Genomic DNA, 15,221 nt, shown 5'->3' on the forward strand with positions numbered 1-15,221 from the left:
GGCGGCCGGGGCGCGACCCGCCGATCGCGCCCGACGCGTACGTTCGACCGATGACGCACCAGACGCTCGAACCGGACGGTCGCGCCGCGGTCGTCGGCGCGGGGCTCGGCCGCGTCGAGACCCAGCGGATCGTGCTCTTCGACGAGCAGCGTCCGCTGCGGCTGGACAACGGGTCGACGCTGGCGCCGGTCGAGGTCGCCTACGAGACCTACGGGACGCTCGACGCCGACGGCGCCAACGCGGTCGTCGTCTGCCACGCTCTGACCGGCGACGCCCACGCGGCCGGTCACCACGGCGATCCTGAGCGGCGTGGCTGGTGGGACGTGCTGATCGGGCCCGGGCGGCCGGTCGACAGCGACCGCCGGTTCGTCGTCTGCGCCAACCTGCTGGCCGGCTGCCGCGGCACCACCGGCCCGTCGTCGGTCGATCCGCGGACCGGCGAGCCGTACGGGCTCGACTTCCCGGCGCTGACGATCGCCGACCTGGTGCGGGTCCAGCGGGCGCTGCTCGAACGGCTCGGCGTGCGGCGGATCCACGCGCTGGTCGGCGGCTCGCTCGGCGGGATGCAGGTGCTGGAGTGGCTGCTGCAGGCGCCCGAGCAGGTCGATCGAGCGGTGATCGTCGCCGCCAGCGCCCGCCTCAGCGCCCAGAACATCGCGCTCTCGACGGCGGCCCGCGAGGCGATCCTGCGCGATCCCGACTTCGACGGCGGCCGCTACGTCGGCCGTGGCCCCGGCCCGCGCGCGGGCCTGGCCGCGGCGCGGATGCTGGGCCACGTCACCTACGTCTCCGAGCAGGCGCTGGAGCGCAAGTTCGACCGCGCCCGCCGCGATCCCGCCGGGCCGCCGCCGCGCGACGGCCACGACTGGTTCCGGCCCGACTTCGAGGTCGAGCACTACCTGCACCACCAGGCGGCGAGCTTCCTGGAGCGCTTCGACGCGCTCAGCTACCTGTACCTGACGCGGGTGATGGACGCCTTCGCGCCCTTCGAGCAGGAGGACGCGGCCGCGCGCGTGGCCGCGGTCGCGGCGGCGGGCACGCGGGTGCTGGTCGCCAGCTTCGACAGCGACTGGCGGTTCGGCCCCGAGCACAGCGACCACCTGGCCGCCGGGTTGACGGCGGGCGGGGTCGCGGTCGAGCGGCGAGCGTTCAGCTCACCGTGGGGTCACGATTCGTTCCTGCTTCCGATCGAGCAGTACCTGGCGGACGTCGCGCGACTGCTCGAAACCTGACCACCAGGCCAGGCCGGAGCCGCCGCCCGGTCGCCGGGCGAGCCCGGCGACGAGGACGACGGCACCGATCCCGAGCGACGCGAGCAGCCACGCGGCCACGATCCCGAGGGCGACCGGCAGGGTTCCGACCAGCGCCGCGCAGGCGGCGAGGGTGGCGACGATGCCGGAGGCGACGGCAACGTCGAGCCGATGCGCCCAGCGGGCGTCGATGGCCAGGATGGCCGACACGACCGCCAAGAGGACGGCGAGCGACAACATTGGGGGACCTTGTGGATGGGGGATTGGGGGCCGGACGCCGAGGCGCCCGGGAGAAACGACCGGATGGGGACGGTCACGACCGAGAGGCCGATACCCCATGTTCCCCGTTTCGGTAACGCCAGGACAACTCCTGGGCGCCGGTTCCCGGACGGTCTCGGGACGAAAGTCCCCGATTCACAAGCCGCGTCGGGACAGTTTCGCCGCGAGTGCACCGGCGTACGGCGTTCCCGCGGCGTACGCCGTGTGCCGCGGCGCCGCTCAGATCGTCGTCTGCGGGGCGGCGATCCGGCCCGCCTCCCAGGCTCGCAGCGCCGCCAGCGCGACGGCCAGGTCCTGGATCGCCAGCCCGGTCGAGTCGAAGAGCGTGACCTCCCCGTCGTCCTCGCGGCCGCCGGCGTCGCCGGCCAGCACCGCCCCGAGGTCGCGGACGTCGTCGCGGCCGATCGCGCCCGCCTCGACCGCCGCGGTCAATTCGCCGCCGTGGCTGGCCTGGGCCCACTCGTCGCAGAACAGCCGGCAGCGGCGCACGGCCTCGACGGTCGCCTCCTGCTTGCCCGGACCGTCGGCGCCGAGCATGTTCAGGTGCAGGCCGGGGCGCAGGTCGTCGACGGTCACCACCGGCGCCGCGCCCGGGGTGACGCAGCAGACGACGTCCTGGGCCAGCGCCTGCTCGCGCGTGCCGCTGCGCCAGCTGTCGCCCAGCTCGGCGGCGAGCGCGTCGGCGGCCTCCGGGCGCGGATCGCTCGCCACCCCCGGGCCGTAGCCGGCGGCGGCCAGGCAGCGGGCGGCCCAGCGGCCGTGGAGGCCGGCCCCGATCACGCCGACGGTGCGGGCGCCGGCGGGGGCCAGCGCGCGGGCGGCGACCGCGGCCACCGCCCCGGTCCGCAGCGCGGTCACCGCGCGCGCGTCGAGCAGCGCCCGCGGCTCCGAGGTCTCGGCGTCGGAGAGCACCACGATCCCTTGGACGGTCGCCAGCCCGCGCGCCGGGTTGCCGGGGAAGGACGAGATCCACTTCAGCATCGCGTAGCCGTCGCCGAGCGCCGGCATCGCCCGGAAGTCGCCGAACGGCGGGCTCTCCAGGTAGACCTTCGACGGCATCCGCCAGGCGCCCTCGTGGTGGCGCAGGAAGCCGTCGCGGACGTGGTCGACGGCGTCGGCGGGCGTGACGGCCGCCAGCACGGCGTCGTGGTCGAGGACGGGCACGCTCGGCATCGGGGGCGAGACTAGATGGTCGATGCCTCGCCCCACGGCCGGCGGGGTCGCGCTCGCCCGCGCTCCGGGCCGGCGCGGTCCGCCGGTAGCCTTCCCGCCCATGGCCGCCGACCCCGACCCCGATCCCGTCCGCATCGACGTCCCGGCGTCGGCCTCGCCCGAGGAGGCGGCGGCGCTGGTGGCGGCGGTCGAGCAGTTCCTGCGCGACACGGCCGTCGCCGTCGAGGGCGGACCGCGGCTCGATCCGTGGACCCGGGCCGCGCGGCTGGAGGGCGTCCACCGCGCCCCCGACGCCCACCCCTGGGCCGGCTGACCGCCGCGATGGCCCTGCCCGGCGAGCTGCCGGTCCCGCCCGCCCCGCGGGTGCGGCCGCTGCGGACGCTCGTCCGCTCGCGCGTGCTGCGGCTGGCCACCCGCGTGCCGAGCGCGCGGATGGCCGAGTGGCGCGCGGCCGAGCGCGGCCTCGGCCCGGCGCTGCTCGACGTCGCCGAGCGGATCGTCCGCTCGGGCCCGATCCAGGTCGCCGCCGGGCCGGCCGTCGGCGGGCTGCTGCCGACCGGGCTGCTGACCGTCGACCACGCCCAGGCCGGGCTGCTCGTCCGCGGCTCGGTCGAGCCGCCCTTCGCCGAGGCCCTGCGCCGCCACCTGCCGGCCGGCGGCGCCTTCTGGGACGTCGGCGCGAACCTCGGCTACTTCGCCCTGCTCGGCGCCCGGCTGGGCGGCGAGGGCACCCAGGTCGTCGCGGTCGACCCGGTCCCCGCGCACGCCCGCTCGGTGGTCGAGATCGCCGCCCTCAACCGGCTCTCCGACATCCACGCCCTGCAGCTGGCGGCCTGGCGCGAGCCGGGCGAGGTCGAGCTGGTGCTGCCCGCCGACGGCGCCTGGGCGCACCTGGCCGCGACCGTCGCCGGCCGCGCCCCCGGCGACCGGCTGACCGTCCAGGCGATCGCGCTCGACGCGCTGCTCGACCCGGCGCTCGGGCTGCGGCCGCCGGACGTGGTCAAGATCGACGTCGAGGGCGCCGAGCTGGGCGTGCTGGCCGGGCTCGAGCGGACCGTCGCCGCGCACCGCCCGGTGCTGCTGGTCGAGACCCACGACACCGCCGACCCGGTCGCCGCCTGGGCCGCCGAGCACGGCTACCGGGTCGAGAATCTGGAGCGGCCGGCGCCGATCGCCGGTCTCGGCGGCCAGCTCGCCGCGCTGGTCCCCGCCGCCTGAGGGGTGAACGTCACCCGCCGCCGACCCCCGCCGGCGCCATGTCACGTTCACCGTCACCGGCGGGGGCGAACGTCGCACGGCGCCGGCGGGCGGCCCCGGCGTGTGACGTTGGCCCCCCGGCCGCCGCTACGCCTCGGCCGGCGCGATCGGACCCAGCCGCGGCGTCCGGCCGTGCAGCCGGAAGGCCCGGAAGCGGGAGAAGACCGGGTGCTCCGGACCGTGGAAGTCGGCCGAGCCGGTCGTCAGCAGCCCCAGCCGCTCGGCCTCGTCGGCCAGCAGCCGGGTCTGGTCGCCGTCGAAGCTGGGGTAGAACGCCTCGACGCCGTCGAGCCCGAGGGCGGCGAACCGCTCCAGCGTCGCCCGCACCGCCGCCGGCTCGTCGACGTCCCAGAACGGGTGCGCCCAGACCGCCACGCCGCCGGCGGCGTGGATCGCCTCGATCGCCTCGGCCACCGTCGGCCGCGTCCGCTCGCGGAAGGCCGGCGCCCCCGGGGTCAGGTAGGCCACCAGCAGGTCGGTCGCCGTCCGCAGCCCCTCGGCGGCGACCCGCGCGGCGTTGGCGGGGTGCTCGAAGGCGGCCGCGGCGACGTGCGGCCGGCCGATCGCCCCGCCGGCGGCGCGGCGCGCCCGCAGCGGCCCGTCGTCGACCGTCCAGCCCAGCTCGCGCAGCGCCTCCACCATCCGCTCGCCGCGGGCGGCCCGGTCGGCGCGCCACTCCTCCAGCAGCGCCAGCAGCGGCGGCGAGCGGTGGTCGATCCCGTAGCCGCAGACGTGCAGGTCGGTCCGCTCGCCGTCGAGCGCCGAGACCTCGATCGCCGGCACCAGCGCGATCCCGTCGAGCGCGGCCGCGGCCTCGAGCGCCTCCTGGACCCCGTCGACCGAGTCGTGGTCGGTCAGCGCAAGCAGCCGCACGCCGGCCGCGTGCGCGGCCCGCACCACCGCCGCCGGGGCCAGGGCCCCGTCGCTCGCCGTCGAGTGCGCCTGCAGGTCGAAGGTCGGTGCGTCGTCCATCCGCGTTGCGCGGGAACCCTACGCGCCCCGACGTCCTATTCCGGAACGGAATGGCTAAATGCTGCATCGGAATGCCGAATCGCCCCAGATCACGCGGGATCGTCCTAAACTCGGGAAGTCGTATCCTCTTTTTCCCTCTTCCGTGTCGCGCCCTCCGGGGCCGCTGGGCGCGGAAATCCCTCTCCGTCCCCGGCGGCCGACGTGTCCTCTCCTCTCCCGACTCTCACGACCGATCAGCAGGAGCACGTGCAGCGGCTGGCGGCGGCGCTCGACCGCGACCAGGCGATCTGGGTCAGCGGCTACTTCGCCGGCCTCGCCGCGCAGGCGGACGCCCCCGCGGTCGCCGCCGGGGCGTCCGCTCCCGGGCTGGCCGAGCCGGCGCCCGCGGCGCCGGTGGCGGCCCCCGCCACCCGGCTGGTCACGGTCCTCTTCGGCACCGACACCGGCAACAGCAAGGAGCTGGCCGGCGAGCTGGCCGCGGCCGTCGGCGCCCAGGGCGTCGAGGCGACCGTCGTCGACATGGCCGATTACAAGCCGCGGGCGCTGAAGGACGAGCAGGACCTGATCGTCGTCACCGCCACCCACGGCGAGGGCGACCCGCCGCCGAACGCGCTCGGCTTCTTCGAGTTCCTCCAGGGCCGCAAGGCGCCGAAGCTGCCCGGCGTCCGGTTCGCGGTCCTGGCGCTCGGCGACTCCACCTACGAGCACTACTGCTCGGCCGGCCGCCAGGTCGACGAGCGGCTGGAGGCACTGGGCGCCGAGCGGCTGCTCGACCGCGTCGAGTGCGACGTCGACTACGAGGACGACGCCGCGGCCTGGATCGCCGACCTCGCCGCCCGCCTGGCCCCGACCGAGCCGGCGCCGGCGGCCAACGGGGTCGGTCCGGTCGCGACGGCCGGCGCGGCGGCCCCCGCGCCCGCCACCGCCTTCGGCAAGAAGAACCCGTTCGTCGCGCCGATCCTCGACAACGTCGTCCTCACCGGCCGCGGGTCGACCAAGGAGACCCGCCACGTCGAGCTGTCGCTGGAGGGCTCGGGGCTGACCTTCGAGCCGGGCGACGCGCTCGGCGTCGTGCCCCAGAACGACCCGGCCCTGGTCGAGCGGCTGCTCGACCGGCTGTCGCTGCCGGCCGAGGCCGCGGTCGCGACCAAGCAGGGCGAGCTGCCGCTGGTCGACGCCCTCACCCGCACCTTCGAGATCACCGCCGCGACCCCGCGCTTCCTCGACCAGTGGGCGCAGCTCAGCGGCGCCGACGAGCTGGCCGCGCTGCGCGACGGCGACGCCAAGACCCGCACCGCCTACTTCCACCAGCACCACGTGCTCGACATCGTCGAGCGCTACCCGGTGCCGGGGCTCGAGCCGGAGCAGTTCCTGGCCGGCCTGCGCCCGCTCCAGCCGCGGCTCTACTCGATCGCGTCGAGCCTGGCCGCCGCCCCCGACGAGGCCCACCTGACGGTCAGCACCGTCCGCTACGAGCTGCACGAGCTGCTGCGGACCGGCGTCGCCTCGGGCGACCTGGCGCGGCGGACCGGCGAGGACGACACGGTCCCGGTCTACGTCCAGGCCAACGAGCACTTCCGGCTGCCCGCCGACGACGTGCCGATCATCATGGTCGGCGCCGGCACCGGCGTCGCGCCCTACCGCGCCTTCGTCCAGGAGCGCGAGGCGCGCGGGGCCGAGGGCCGCTCGTGGCTGTTCTTCGGCGAGCGCAACTTCCGCAGCGACTTCCTCTACCAGGTCGAGTGGCAGCAGTTCCTCAAGGACGGCGTGCTGACCCGCCTGGACCTGGCGTTCTCGCGCGACAAGACGCCGAAGACCTACGTCCAGGACCGGATCCGCCGGGCCGGCAAGGACGTCTACGCCTGGCTCGAGGAGGGCGCCCGGATCTACGTCTGCGGCGACGCCAACGCGATGGCCCCGGACGTCCACACCGCCCTCGCCGAGCTGGTCGCCGAGCACGGCGGCCATGACGCCGACGGGGCGGAGCAGTACCTGACCGACCTCAAGCGCGACCACCGCTACCTGCTCGACGTCTACTAGGCCGAGGTGCCCGCCATGACCCCGAAGACGACGAACGCTCCCCAGATCGACCGCAGCCGCGACATCTCCCAGCCGCTGGAGAAGCTCGCCCCCGAGGAGACGCTGAAGTTCAACAGCGACTACCTGGCCGGCACGATCGCCGACGACCTGATCGACGAGATCACCCTCGCCGTGGACGAGGGCAACAACAAGCTCATGAAGTTCCACGGGATCTACCAGCAGGACGACCGCGACATCCGCGACGAGCGTCGTCACCAGAAGCTGGAGCCCGCCTACTCGTTCATGCTCCGCGGGCGGATGCCGGGCGGCGTCTGCACCGCCGAGCAGTGGCTGAAGATCGACGAGCTGGGGCGCCGCTACGGCAACGAGCAGTTCCGGCTGACGACCCGCCAGACCTTCCAGTTCCACTACCTGATCCGCGACACCCTGCGCGAGGTGATGCTCGGCCTGCGCGAGGTCGGGCTCGACTCGAAGGCCGCCTGCGGCGATGTCGCCCGCACGGTCATGAGCGGGGTCCACCCGGGGCTCTCGAAGCTGCACAAGCAGGTCTACGAGCAGGCGCGGATCGCGAGCGACCACGTCATCCACCGGACCAGCGCCTACGAGGAGGTCTGGTTCGGCGAGAAGCCGAAGCAGCCCCGCGGCGAGAACGAGGAGCCCTTCTACGGCAAGCAGTACATGCCGCGGAAGTTCAAGATCGGCTTCGCGATCCCGCCCAGCAACGACATCGACATCTACAGCCAGGACCTGGGCTTCGTGGCGATCGCCAGCCGCGGCAAGCTCAAGGGCTTCAACGTCGTGATCGGCGGCGGCATGGGCCGTACCGACCGCGCGCCCGAGACCTACCCGCGGCTGGGCGACGTGATCGGCTACATCGACGTCGAGCAGCTGGTCCCGACGCTCGACGCGGTGATGGGCGTCCAGCGCGACCACGGCGACCGCACCACCCGCGCGCACGCCCGCTTCAAGTACACGATCGACGACCTCGGCCTGGACGTGGTCAAGGCCGAGATCGAGCGGCGGCTGGGCTTCGCCTTCGCCCCGGCCAAGAAGTTCGCCTTCAGCTCGAACGGCGACCAGCTGGGCTGGACCACCGGCGACGACGGCCTCGAGCACTTCACGCTCTTCGTCGAGAACGGGCGGATCATCAACCGCCCCGAGCGGCCGCTGATGGACGGCCTGCGCGCGATCGCCGAGACCGGCAAGTGCGTCTTCCGCCTGACGCCGAACCAGAGCGTGATCCTCTCCGACATCGCGCCCGCCGACCGCCCGCAGATCGAGGCGCTGATGGCGGAGCACGGGATCGACAACGCCACCACCGGCCGCAGCGCCCTGCGACTGAACTCGATGGCCTGCGTGGCGATGCCGACCTGCGGCCTGGCGATGGCCGAGAGCGAGCGCTACCTGCCGGACTTGATCACGAAGATCGAGGCCCAGCTGGAGGCCCACGGGCTGACCGAGGAGCCGATCACGATCCGGATGACCGGTTGCCCGAACGGCTGCGCGCGTCCGTACATCGCCGAGATCGCCCTCACCGGCCGCGCGCCCGGCAAGTACAACCTGTACCTGGGCGCCGGCTTCCACGGCCAGCGACTGAACAAGATGGTCCGCGAGAACGTCGGCGAGGACGTGATCCTCGAGGTGCTCGACGACGCGCTCGGCCGCTACGCGAAGGAGCGCGAGACGGACGAGCGGTTCGGCGACTTCGTGATCCGCGCGGGGATCGTCGCCGAGGTCACCGAGGGCCGCTTCTTCAACGACTGAGGGCGGGGTCCGCGGCGGGGCGCCGAGGGGCGCGAACGCCGCGGGCCGCCGAACGCGGATCGCCCGTCGCCGCCGGGTGGCGGCTGCCCGGTGAATTCCTATCGGGAATGGAATGAAGAAGCATTGGAATGCCCGGAATTCGGGTAGTGCTTTGCTACTTTTGATGGTCCCGCCGCCGCGCGTCCCTCCCGCGACGGCCCTCCCTCCTCGGACCGACCGTCGCCATGAGCCTCACCTCCAACGACCCGGCGACCGCCGCTCCGGCCGACCTGGTCCTCCCCGACCTCGAGGCCGCCACCGCCGGCGAGGTCGTCGCCTGGGCCCTCGAGCGGTTCCAGCCGGGCATCGCGCTCGCCTGCTCGTTCCAGAAGGAGGAGGCGGTCCTGCTCGACCTGCTGTTCGAGGCCCGGGCCGACGCCCGCGTCTTCGCGCTCGACACCGGCCTGCTCTTCGATCAGACCTACGAGCTGTGGAAGCAGGTCGAGGAGCGCTACGACACGAAGATCGAGCGCTGGCAGGGCCCGACCCTGGCCGAGCAGGCCGCCCGCTACGGCGACCAGCTGTGGGCCAGCGACCCCTCGCAGTGCTGCGGGATCCGCAAGGTCGAGCCGCTGCGCCGCGGCCTCGCGACGCTCGACGCCTGGATCACCGGCATCCGCCGCGACCAGTCCCCGGCCCGCGCCGGCGCGGCCAAGGTCGAGTGGGATCCCCAGTTCGGCCTGGTCAAGGTCAACCCGCTGGCCGACTGGAGCGACAAGGACGTCTGGCGCGAGATCGCCAAGCGCGACCTGCCCTACAACCAGCTCCACGACCAGGGCTACGCCTCGATCGGCTGCGTCCCCTGCACCCGCCCCGGCGAGGGCCGCGCGGGCCGCTGGGCGGGCAGCGACAAGGTCGAGTGCGGACTCCACCAAGAGGACGCGTAGCGTCGGGAGCCCTGGATGGAGCCGCAGTACATCGGCTTCGGTCTGCTGGTCGGCACCCTCGTCGGGCTGACCGGGATCGGGGGCGGCTCGCTGATGACGCCGCTGCTGATCCTCGGCGGCGGCGTGCCGCCGGCGATGGCGATCGGCACCGACCTGGCCTACGGCGCGATCACGAAGACCGTCGGCGGCTGGCGGCACCTGCGGATCGGCACCGTCGACCTCGGGGTCTCGAAGTGGCTGGCCTTCGGCTCGGTGCCGGGCTCGCTGATCGGCGTCTGGCTGACCCACCAGCTGGAGCGCTGGGTCGGCAAGGACTTCGACAGCGTGCTGCTGGTCGGGGTCGCGATCGCGCTCTCGATCGTGGCGATCGCGATCCTCTACCGGGTCCTCTTCATGCCCGGGGCCGCCGACCGCGAGCGCCACTCGGTGGAGCTGTCGCGGCGGGTCAAGGTCCAGGCGGTCACCATCGGCCTGGTGATGGGCGCGATCCTCGGCATGACCTCGGTCGGCTCGGGCGCGCTGATCGGCCTGGCCCTGATCCTCGTCTTCCGGCTGACCCCGCACCGCGTGGTCGGCACCGACGTCTTCCACGCGGCGATCCTGCTGTGGACGGCGGCCCTGGCCCACGGGGTCGCCGGCAACGTCGATCTCGTCCTGGCCGGCACGTTGCTGATCGGCTCGGTCCCGGGCGTCTGGCTCGGCACCTGGCTGCTGCCGCGGATCCCCGCCGCCGGCCTCCGCCCGGCGCTCGCCTGCGTGCTGCTGGCCAGCGCGCTGGCGGTGCTCTCGAAGGCCGGCGCCGAGATCCCCCCGTGGGTCATCATCAGCGCCCCGCTCGCGGCCGGTTGCGCCGCGGCGATCGTCCACCGTCGACGCACCCGCCTGGAGGCGGTTCCCGCATGAGCATCTCGACCGCACCCGTCACCGGCGGGCTCTCCAAGATCCGCGCGCTCGAGGCCGAGGCGATCCACGTGATGCGCGAGGTCGCCGCGGAGTTCGAGCGCCCGGCGCTGCTGTTCTCCGGCGGCAAGGACTCGATCGTGCTGCTGCGGCTGGCGGAGAAGGCCTTCCGTCCCGGTCGCTTCCCGTTCCCGCTGGTCCACGTCGACACCGGCCACAACTTCCCCGAGGTGCTCGACTTCCGCGACCGCCGCGTGGCCGAGCTGGGCGAGCGGCTGATCGTCGCCAAGGTCCAGGACACGATCGACGCCGGCCGCGTGGCCGACGGCTTCGACGCCGGCGCGCTGAAGGGCTCGCGCAACCAGCAGCAGACCCAGACGCTGCTCGACTGCATCGAGGAGCACCGCTTCGACGCCTGCTTCGGCGGCGCCCGCCGCGACGAGGAGCGGGCGCGGGCGAAGGAGCGGATCATGAGCTTCCGCGACGACTTCGGCGGCTGGGATCCGAAGAACCAGCGGCCGGAGCTGTGGAACCTGTTCAACGGCCGGCTGCGCCAGGGCGAGAACGTCCGCGTCTTCCCGATCTCGAACTGGACCGAGCTCGACGTCTGGCAGTACATCGCCGAGGAGCAGCTGGAGCTGCCGCCGATCTACTTCGCCCACGAGCGCGAGGTCGTCCGCCGCGACGGGATGCTCTACGCGGTCAGCGAGTTCCTGCAGCCGCGCGAGGGCGAGGCGGCCGAGCGGCTGAGCGTTCGCTACCGGACCGTCGGCGACCTGACGATCACCGGCGCCGTCGAGTCGACGGCCTCCTCGCTCGACGACGTGGTCGCCGAGATCGCCGCCACCCGGGTCACCGAGCGCGGCGAGACCCGCGCCGACGACCGGGCGTCCGAGGCCGCGATGGAGGACCGCAAGGTCCAGGGGTACTTCTGATGATGACCACCGCCTCGGGCGCGCCCGACCTGCTGCGCGTCGCCACCGCCGGCTCGGTCGACGACGGCAAGTCGACCCTGATCGGGCGGCTGCTCTACGACACCAAGCAGGTGCTCGCCGACCAGCTGGCCCAGGTCGAGGAGGCCTCCGTCCGTCGCCACGGCGAGGGCGTGGTCGACCTCTCGCTGCTGACCGACGGCCTCCGCGCCGAGCGCGAGCAGGGGATCACGATCGACGTCGCCTACCGCTACTTCACCACCGGCGACCGCAGCTTCATCCTGGCCGACACCCCGGGCCACGTGCAGTACACGCGCAACATGGTCACCGGCGCCTCGACCGCCGACCTGGCGATCGTGCTGGTCGACGCCCGCAACGGGGTGGTCGAGCAGACCCGCCGCCACACCTTCATCTCGGCGCTGCTGGGTCTGCGCCACGTGACCTTCGCCGTCAACAAGATGGACCTGGTCGACTGGGACGAGGCTCGCTTCCGCGAGATCGAGGCGGAGACGACGCGGATGTCGGCCCAGCTGGGGATCCCCGACATCCACGTGATCCCGATCAGCGCGCTCCACGGGACCAACGTCGTCGAGCGCGGCGACTCGCCCGACTGGTACAGGCCGTCCCACCCCGCCTCCCCCGACGGCGAGCACCCGACGCTGCTGGAGCACCTGCAGACCGTCGAGGTGGCCAGCGACCGCAACCTCAGCGACCTGCGGTTCCCGGTCCAGTGGGTGATCCGACCGGGCGAGGCCGACAGCCACGAGCTGCACGACTACCGCGGCTACGCCGGCCAGGTGGCGGGCGGCGTCCTGCGGCCCGGCGACGAGGTCCAGGTGCTGCCCTCGGGCGCCCGCTCGACGATCGCCCGGATCGAGACCCTCGACGGCGACCTCGACGAGGCCGCTTCGCCGCTCTCGGTCACCGTCCACCTGAGCGACGACGTCGACGTCAGCCGCGGCGACATGATCGTGGCTGGCGATCCCGAGCACGAGCCGTCGGTCCTGCGCGAGCTCGAGGCCGATCTCTGCTGGATGAGCGAGCGGCCGCTGCGGCCCGGGGCCCGGCTGCTGATCAAGCACACGACGGCGACGACGGTGGCCCGCGTCGACGCGCTGCTCGACCACGTCGACCTGCACACGCTGGAGCGTCACGCCGACGCCCCGGCCGAGCTGGGCCTGAACGACATCGGCCGGGTCCGGCTGCGGGTCAAGCGGCCGCTGATCGCCGACCCCTACGACCGCGATCGCCAGACCGGCGCGTTCATCCTGATCGACGAGGGCACGAACGACACGGTCGCCGGCGGGATGATCCGCTAGGCGCGCCGAGCGCGCGCTGTTCGGTACCGCAGCGGTACCGAACGGCGCGCGGTCGGCCTAGGAGCGCCGTTCCATCCGGGCGCTGATCGCGTCGGCGTCGCCGGGGCGCGCGAGGGCGTGGCCCTGGCCGATCTCGACGCCCAGCTCCAGCAGCGCGGCGATCGTCTCCTGGCGCTCGATCCCCTCGGCGGTGACCGCGGCGTCCAGCTCGGCCGCCACCTGGACGATCGCGCGCACGATCGCGCGGTCGGTGCCCGACTCGGTCACCCGCTGAACCAGGTCGCCGTCGAGCTTGATGTGGTCGAGCCGCACGTTGCGCAGGTGGGCGAGGCTGGAGAAGCGGGCCCCGAAGTCGTCGAGCGCCAGCCGCACGCCGGCCTCCTGCAGCCGCCGCAGCGTGTCGATCGCGTCGGCGTCGTGCTCCAGCATCGTCGCCTCCGAGATCTCGATCTCGAGCGCGTCGGCGGGCAGGCCGTGGTGCTCCAGCCGCTCCAGCACCAGCGTCGCGTAGTCGAGCGAGCGCAGCTCCTCGGCGCTGACGTTGATCGCCGCCGGCGCCGCGGTCCCGGCCGCCCGCCAGGTCGCCGCCTGGCGCAGGGTCCGGTCCAGCACCACCCGGCCCAGCTGGGCGATCGCCCCGGTCGCCGCCGCCACCGGGACGAAGTCGGAGGGGGCGACCGGGCCCAGGTCCTCGTCGACCCAGCGAGCCAGCGTCTCGACCCCGACCACCGCGCCCGTCACCAGGTGCACCAACGGCTGGTAGACCACCTGCAGCCGGCCCTCGGCCAGCGCCCGCGGCAGCCGCTCCTCGATCGCCATCCGCACCCGCGCGCGGTCGGCCAGCCGCGGCGCGAAGACCTCGCTGCCCGATCCGGCGTCCTGGGCGGCCAGCATCGCCAGGTCGGCGGCCCGCACCAGGTCGTCGACCGTCGTCCCGTCGCGGGGACCGAGCGCGATCCCGCTGTTCGTCCGCACGGCCACCTCGTGGTTCTCGTCGAGCACCACCGGGCGGGTCAGCTCGGCCTCGATCTGGGCCACCACCGCCCGCGCCCGCTGCTCGTCGGCGCCCGGCAGCACCAGCACGAAGTCGTCGCCGCCGTAGCGGAAGGCGGCCGCTCCCTCGGGCGGCGCCGCGGGCCCGAGCACCGTCCGCAGCCGCTCGCCGATCTCGCTCAGCAGCCGGTCCCCGGTCTGGTGGCCGAGCGCGTCGTTGACCCGCTTGAAGGCGTCCAGGTCGAGGAAGACCACGGCCACCGAGCCGTCCTCGGCGGCCTCGCCGAGCGCGCCCGCCAGGTGCTCGCCCATCGCCGCCCGGTTCCCGAGCCCGGTGACCGGGTCCAGGTAGGCCAGGCGGTGCATCGAGGCGGCCGCCTCCTGCCGCTCGCTGACGTCGCGGAAGAGCCCCTGGAGCACCCGCCGGCCGTCGTGCTCGACGATCCCGGCGGTGATCTCGACCGGGATCCGCCGCCCGTCGCGGTGCAGCACGGTGCCGCGGGTCGGCGCCCCGGTCCGGCCCCGCGCCCGCTTGGTGAAGGCCGCCGCCCGCGACGGCTGGTCGTCCTCCGGGTGCAGATCGAGGAACGGCCGTCCGACGATCTGGTCGCGGCCGCTGCCGATCAGCTCCTCGCCGGCCGCGTTGACGTCGACGATCACCCCGCTGCCGGGATCGGCCAGGAAGATCGCGTCGCGCGCGTGGTGGAAGAGCGCCTGGTGCCAGCGGTGGCTCTCGGCCGCCGCCTCGAGCGCGCGGGCGTACGAGTAGGCCGCCGCGGCGATCCGGCCGGCGGCCTCCAGCACCGTCCGCTCCTCGTCGCTCCAGTGTCGCGGCCCGCGGGTGCTGTCGACGGCCAGCGCGCTGTGGCGCGACAGCCGCCGCTCCGGTCCGGGGGCGTTCGGCGTCCGTCCCAGCGGCACGACCACGCAGGCGGCGACCCCGCCGGCCTCGAGCAGCTCGCGCTCGCGGGCGGCCTCGGCCGGCAGCGCGGTCACGTCGTCGATCACGACCGGCTCGCCGGCGTCGAAGCGGGCGTCGCGCCAGGCCAGCGGCTCGCGGATCGCCCGCGGCGCCTCGTCCATCCGCGGCGCGACGCCGTCGGCGGTCCACTCCACCAGCACCGCCCGGTCGGTCCCGTCGCGGGCCAGGTAGAGGATCACCCGGTCGACGTCGAGCCCGGCGGCCAGCGCCGCGGCGGCCTCGCGCGCGGCCTCGGCGAAGCGGTCGGGGCCGGCCTCGGAGAAGCGGATCGCCCAGCCCGCGATCAGCTCGGCCCCGCGGGGGGTCGGTGGCGCGGCACCGCCGTCCATGCGGGAAGTTCTACTGCACGGGTCAGCCCGGCCGGTGCGCCCGGCGACGGTGGGCGGCGGTTTGCAGCGGCCGTCCGGCCGCCCCCGCCGACCGGTGGGGACCCG

General features: G+C 74.3%; 13 protein-coding genes. 9 read left to right on the forward strand and 4 right to left on the reverse strand.

Annotated elements, in window-relative coordinates:
• The first annotated feature begins 50 nt into the window (after positions 1 to 50).
• Positions 51 to 1,232: a homoserine O-acetyltransferase MetX gene (gene metX / locus SH587_RS00410; RefSeq protein WP_320668560.1), complete on the forward strand. Its 1,182-nt coding sequence runs from the start codon at positions 51 to 53 to the stop codon at positions 1,230 to 1,232.
• Here metX and SH587_RS00415 read toward each other — a convergent pair.
• Entirely contained in the window at positions 1,155 to 1,490 is a 336-nt protein-coding gene (locus SH587_RS00415) for a hypothetical protein (protein ID WP_320668561.1), read from the reverse strand. The genes metX and SH587_RS00415 overlap by 78 nt on opposite strands.
• Positions 1,491 to 1,748: 258 nt before the next feature.
• Entirely contained in the window at positions 1,749 to 2,702 is a 954-nt protein-coding gene (locus SH587_RS00420; RefSeq protein WP_320668562.1) for an ornithine cyclodeaminase family protein, read from the reverse strand.
• A gap of 100 nt (positions 2,703 to 2,802) precedes the next feature.
• Here SH587_RS00420 and SH587_RS00425 point away from each other — a divergent pair, with 100 nt between their 5' ends.
• Together SH587_RS00425 and SH587_RS00430 are read left to right on the forward strand one after the other, a co-directional pair.
• Positions 2,803 to 3,015, forward strand: coding sequence for a DUF8022 family protein (locus SH587_RS00425; RefSeq protein ID WP_320668563.1), 213 nt, complete (start codon positions 2,803 to 2,805; stop codon positions 3,013 to 3,015).
• A gap of 8 nt (positions 3,016 to 3,023) precedes the next feature.
• The gene (locus SH587_RS00430; protein ID WP_320668564.1) at positions 3,024 to 3,920 is read left to right on the forward strand and encodes an FkbM family methyltransferase; all 897 of its coding nucleotides are present in this window, start codon (positions 3,024 to 3,026) and stop codon (positions 3,918 to 3,920) included.
• 126 nt (positions 3,921 to 4,046) lie between these two features.
• Here the strand turns inward: SH587_RS00430 and SH587_RS00435 are convergent, their stop codons facing one another.
• Positions 4,047 to 4,931 carry a PHP domain-containing protein gene (locus SH587_RS00435; protein ID WP_320668565.1) on the reverse strand — a complete coding sequence of 295 codons (885 nt, stop codon included), beginning with the start codon at positions 4,929 to 4,931 and terminating at the stop codon, positions 4,047 to 4,049.
• 201 nt (positions 4,932 to 5,132) lie between these two features.
• Here SH587_RS00435 and SH587_RS00440 point away from each other — a divergent pair, with 201 nt between their 5' ends.
• The 6 genes from SH587_RS00440 to SH587_RS00465 all read left to right on the forward strand — a co-directional run bounded on the left by SH587_RS00440 (position 5,133) and on the right by SH587_RS00465 (position 12,812).
• On the forward strand, positions 5,133 to 6,971 hold the full coding sequence (locus SH587_RS00440) for an assimilatory sulfite reductase (NADPH) flavoprotein subunit (protein WP_320668566.1): 1,839 nt from the start codon (positions 5,133 to 5,135) through the stop codon (positions 6,969 to 6,971).
• A 15-nt stretch (positions 6,972 to 6,986) separates the two neighbouring features.
• Positions 6,987 to 8,735, forward strand: coding sequence for an NADPH-dependent assimilatory sulfite reductase hemoprotein subunit (locus SH587_RS00445; protein WP_320668567.1), 1,749 nt, complete (start codon positions 6,987 to 6,989; stop codon positions 8,733 to 8,735).
• Positions 8,736 to 8,959: 224 nt separating this feature from the next.
• On the forward strand, positions 8,960 to 9,661 hold the full coding sequence (locus SH587_RS00450) for a phosphoadenylyl-sulfate reductase (protein WP_320668568.1): 702 nt from the start codon (positions 8,960 to 8,962) through the stop codon (positions 9,659 to 9,661).
• A 15-nt stretch (positions 9,662 to 9,676) separates the two neighbouring features.
• The gene (locus SH587_RS00455) at positions 9,677 to 10,564 is read left to right on the forward strand and encodes a sulfite exporter TauE/SafE family protein (RefSeq protein WP_320668569.1); all 888 of its coding nucleotides are present in this window, start codon (positions 9,677 to 9,679) and stop codon (positions 10,562 to 10,564) included.
• Positions 10,561 to 11,496, forward strand: coding sequence for a sulfate adenylyltransferase subunit CysD (gene cysD / locus SH587_RS00460; RefSeq protein WP_320668570.1), 936 nt, complete (start codon positions 10,561 to 10,563; stop codon positions 11,494 to 11,496). Before SH587_RS00455 ends, cysD begins: the two co-directional genes overlap by 4 nt.
• A gap of 2 nt (positions 11,497 to 11,498) precedes the next feature.
• Entirely contained in the window at positions 11,499 to 12,812 is a 1,314-nt protein-coding gene (locus SH587_RS00465) for a sulfate adenylyltransferase subunit 1 (protein ID WP_320668571.1), read from the forward strand.
• 57 nt (positions 12,813 to 12,869) lie between these two features.
• Here SH587_RS00465 and SH587_RS00470 read toward each other — a convergent pair whose 3' ends face one another.
• Complete coding sequence (locus SH587_RS00470) at positions 12,870 to 15,116, reverse strand: putative bifunctional diguanylate cyclase/phosphodiesterase (protein ID WP_320668572.1); 2,247 nt, start codon at positions 15,114 to 15,116, stop codon at positions 12,870 to 12,872.
• Between the last annotated feature and the right edge of the window lie 105 nt (positions 15,117 to 15,221).

The organism is Patulibacter defluvii (assembly GCF_034096925.1).
Lineage (GTDB): Bacteria > Actinomycetota > Thermoleophilia > Solirubrobacterales > Solirubrobacteraceae > Patulibacter > Patulibacter defluvii.

Excerpts from the sequence above, each read along its gene's own strand:
- metX (WP_320668560.1), top strand. The coding sequence starts at position 51 with ATGACGCACCAGACGCTCGAACCGGACGGTCGCGCCGCGGTCGTCGGC.
- SH587_RS00415 (WP_320668561.1), bottom strand. The coding sequence starts at position 1,490 with ATGTTGTCGCTCGCCGTCCTCTTGGCGGTCGTGTCGGCCATCCTGGCC.
- SH587_RS00420 (WP_320668562.1), bottom strand. The coding sequence starts at position 2,702 with ATGCCGAGCGTGCCCGTCCTCGACCACGACGCCGTGCTGGCGGCCGTC.
- SH587_RS00425 (WP_320668563.1), top strand. The coding sequence starts at position 2,803 with ATGGCCGCCGACCCCGACCCCGATCCCGTCCGCATCGACGTCCCGGCG.
- SH587_RS00430 (WP_320668564.1), top strand. The coding sequence starts at position 3,024 with ATGGCCCTGCCCGGCGAGCTGCCGGTCCCGCCCGCCCCGCGGGTGCGG.
- SH587_RS00435 (WP_320668565.1), bottom strand. The coding sequence starts at position 4,931 with ATGGACGACGCACCGACCTTCGACCTGCAGGCGCACTCGACGGCGAGC.
- SH587_RS00445 (WP_320668567.1), top strand. The coding sequence starts at position 6,987 with ATGACCCCGAAGACGACGAACGCTCCCCAGATCGACCGCAGCCGCGAC.
- SH587_RS00450 (WP_320668568.1), top strand. The coding sequence starts at position 8,960 with ATGAGCCTCACCTCCAACGACCCGGCGACCGCCGCTCCGGCCGACCTG.
- SH587_RS00455 (WP_320668569.1), top strand. The coding sequence starts at position 9,677 with ATGGAGCCGCAGTACATCGGCTTCGGTCTGCTGGTCGGCACCCTCGTC.
- cysD (WP_320668570.1), top strand. The coding sequence starts at position 10,561 with ATGAGCATCTCGACCGCACCCGTCACCGGCGGGCTCTCCAAGATCCGC.
- SH587_RS00465 (WP_320668571.1), top strand. The coding sequence starts at position 11,499 with ATGACCACCGCCTCGGGCGCGCCCGACCTGCTGCGCGTCGCCACCGCC.
- SH587_RS00470 (WP_320668572.1), bottom strand. The coding sequence starts at position 15,116 with ATGGACGGCGGTGCCGCGCCACCGACCCCCCGCGGGGCCGAGCTGATC.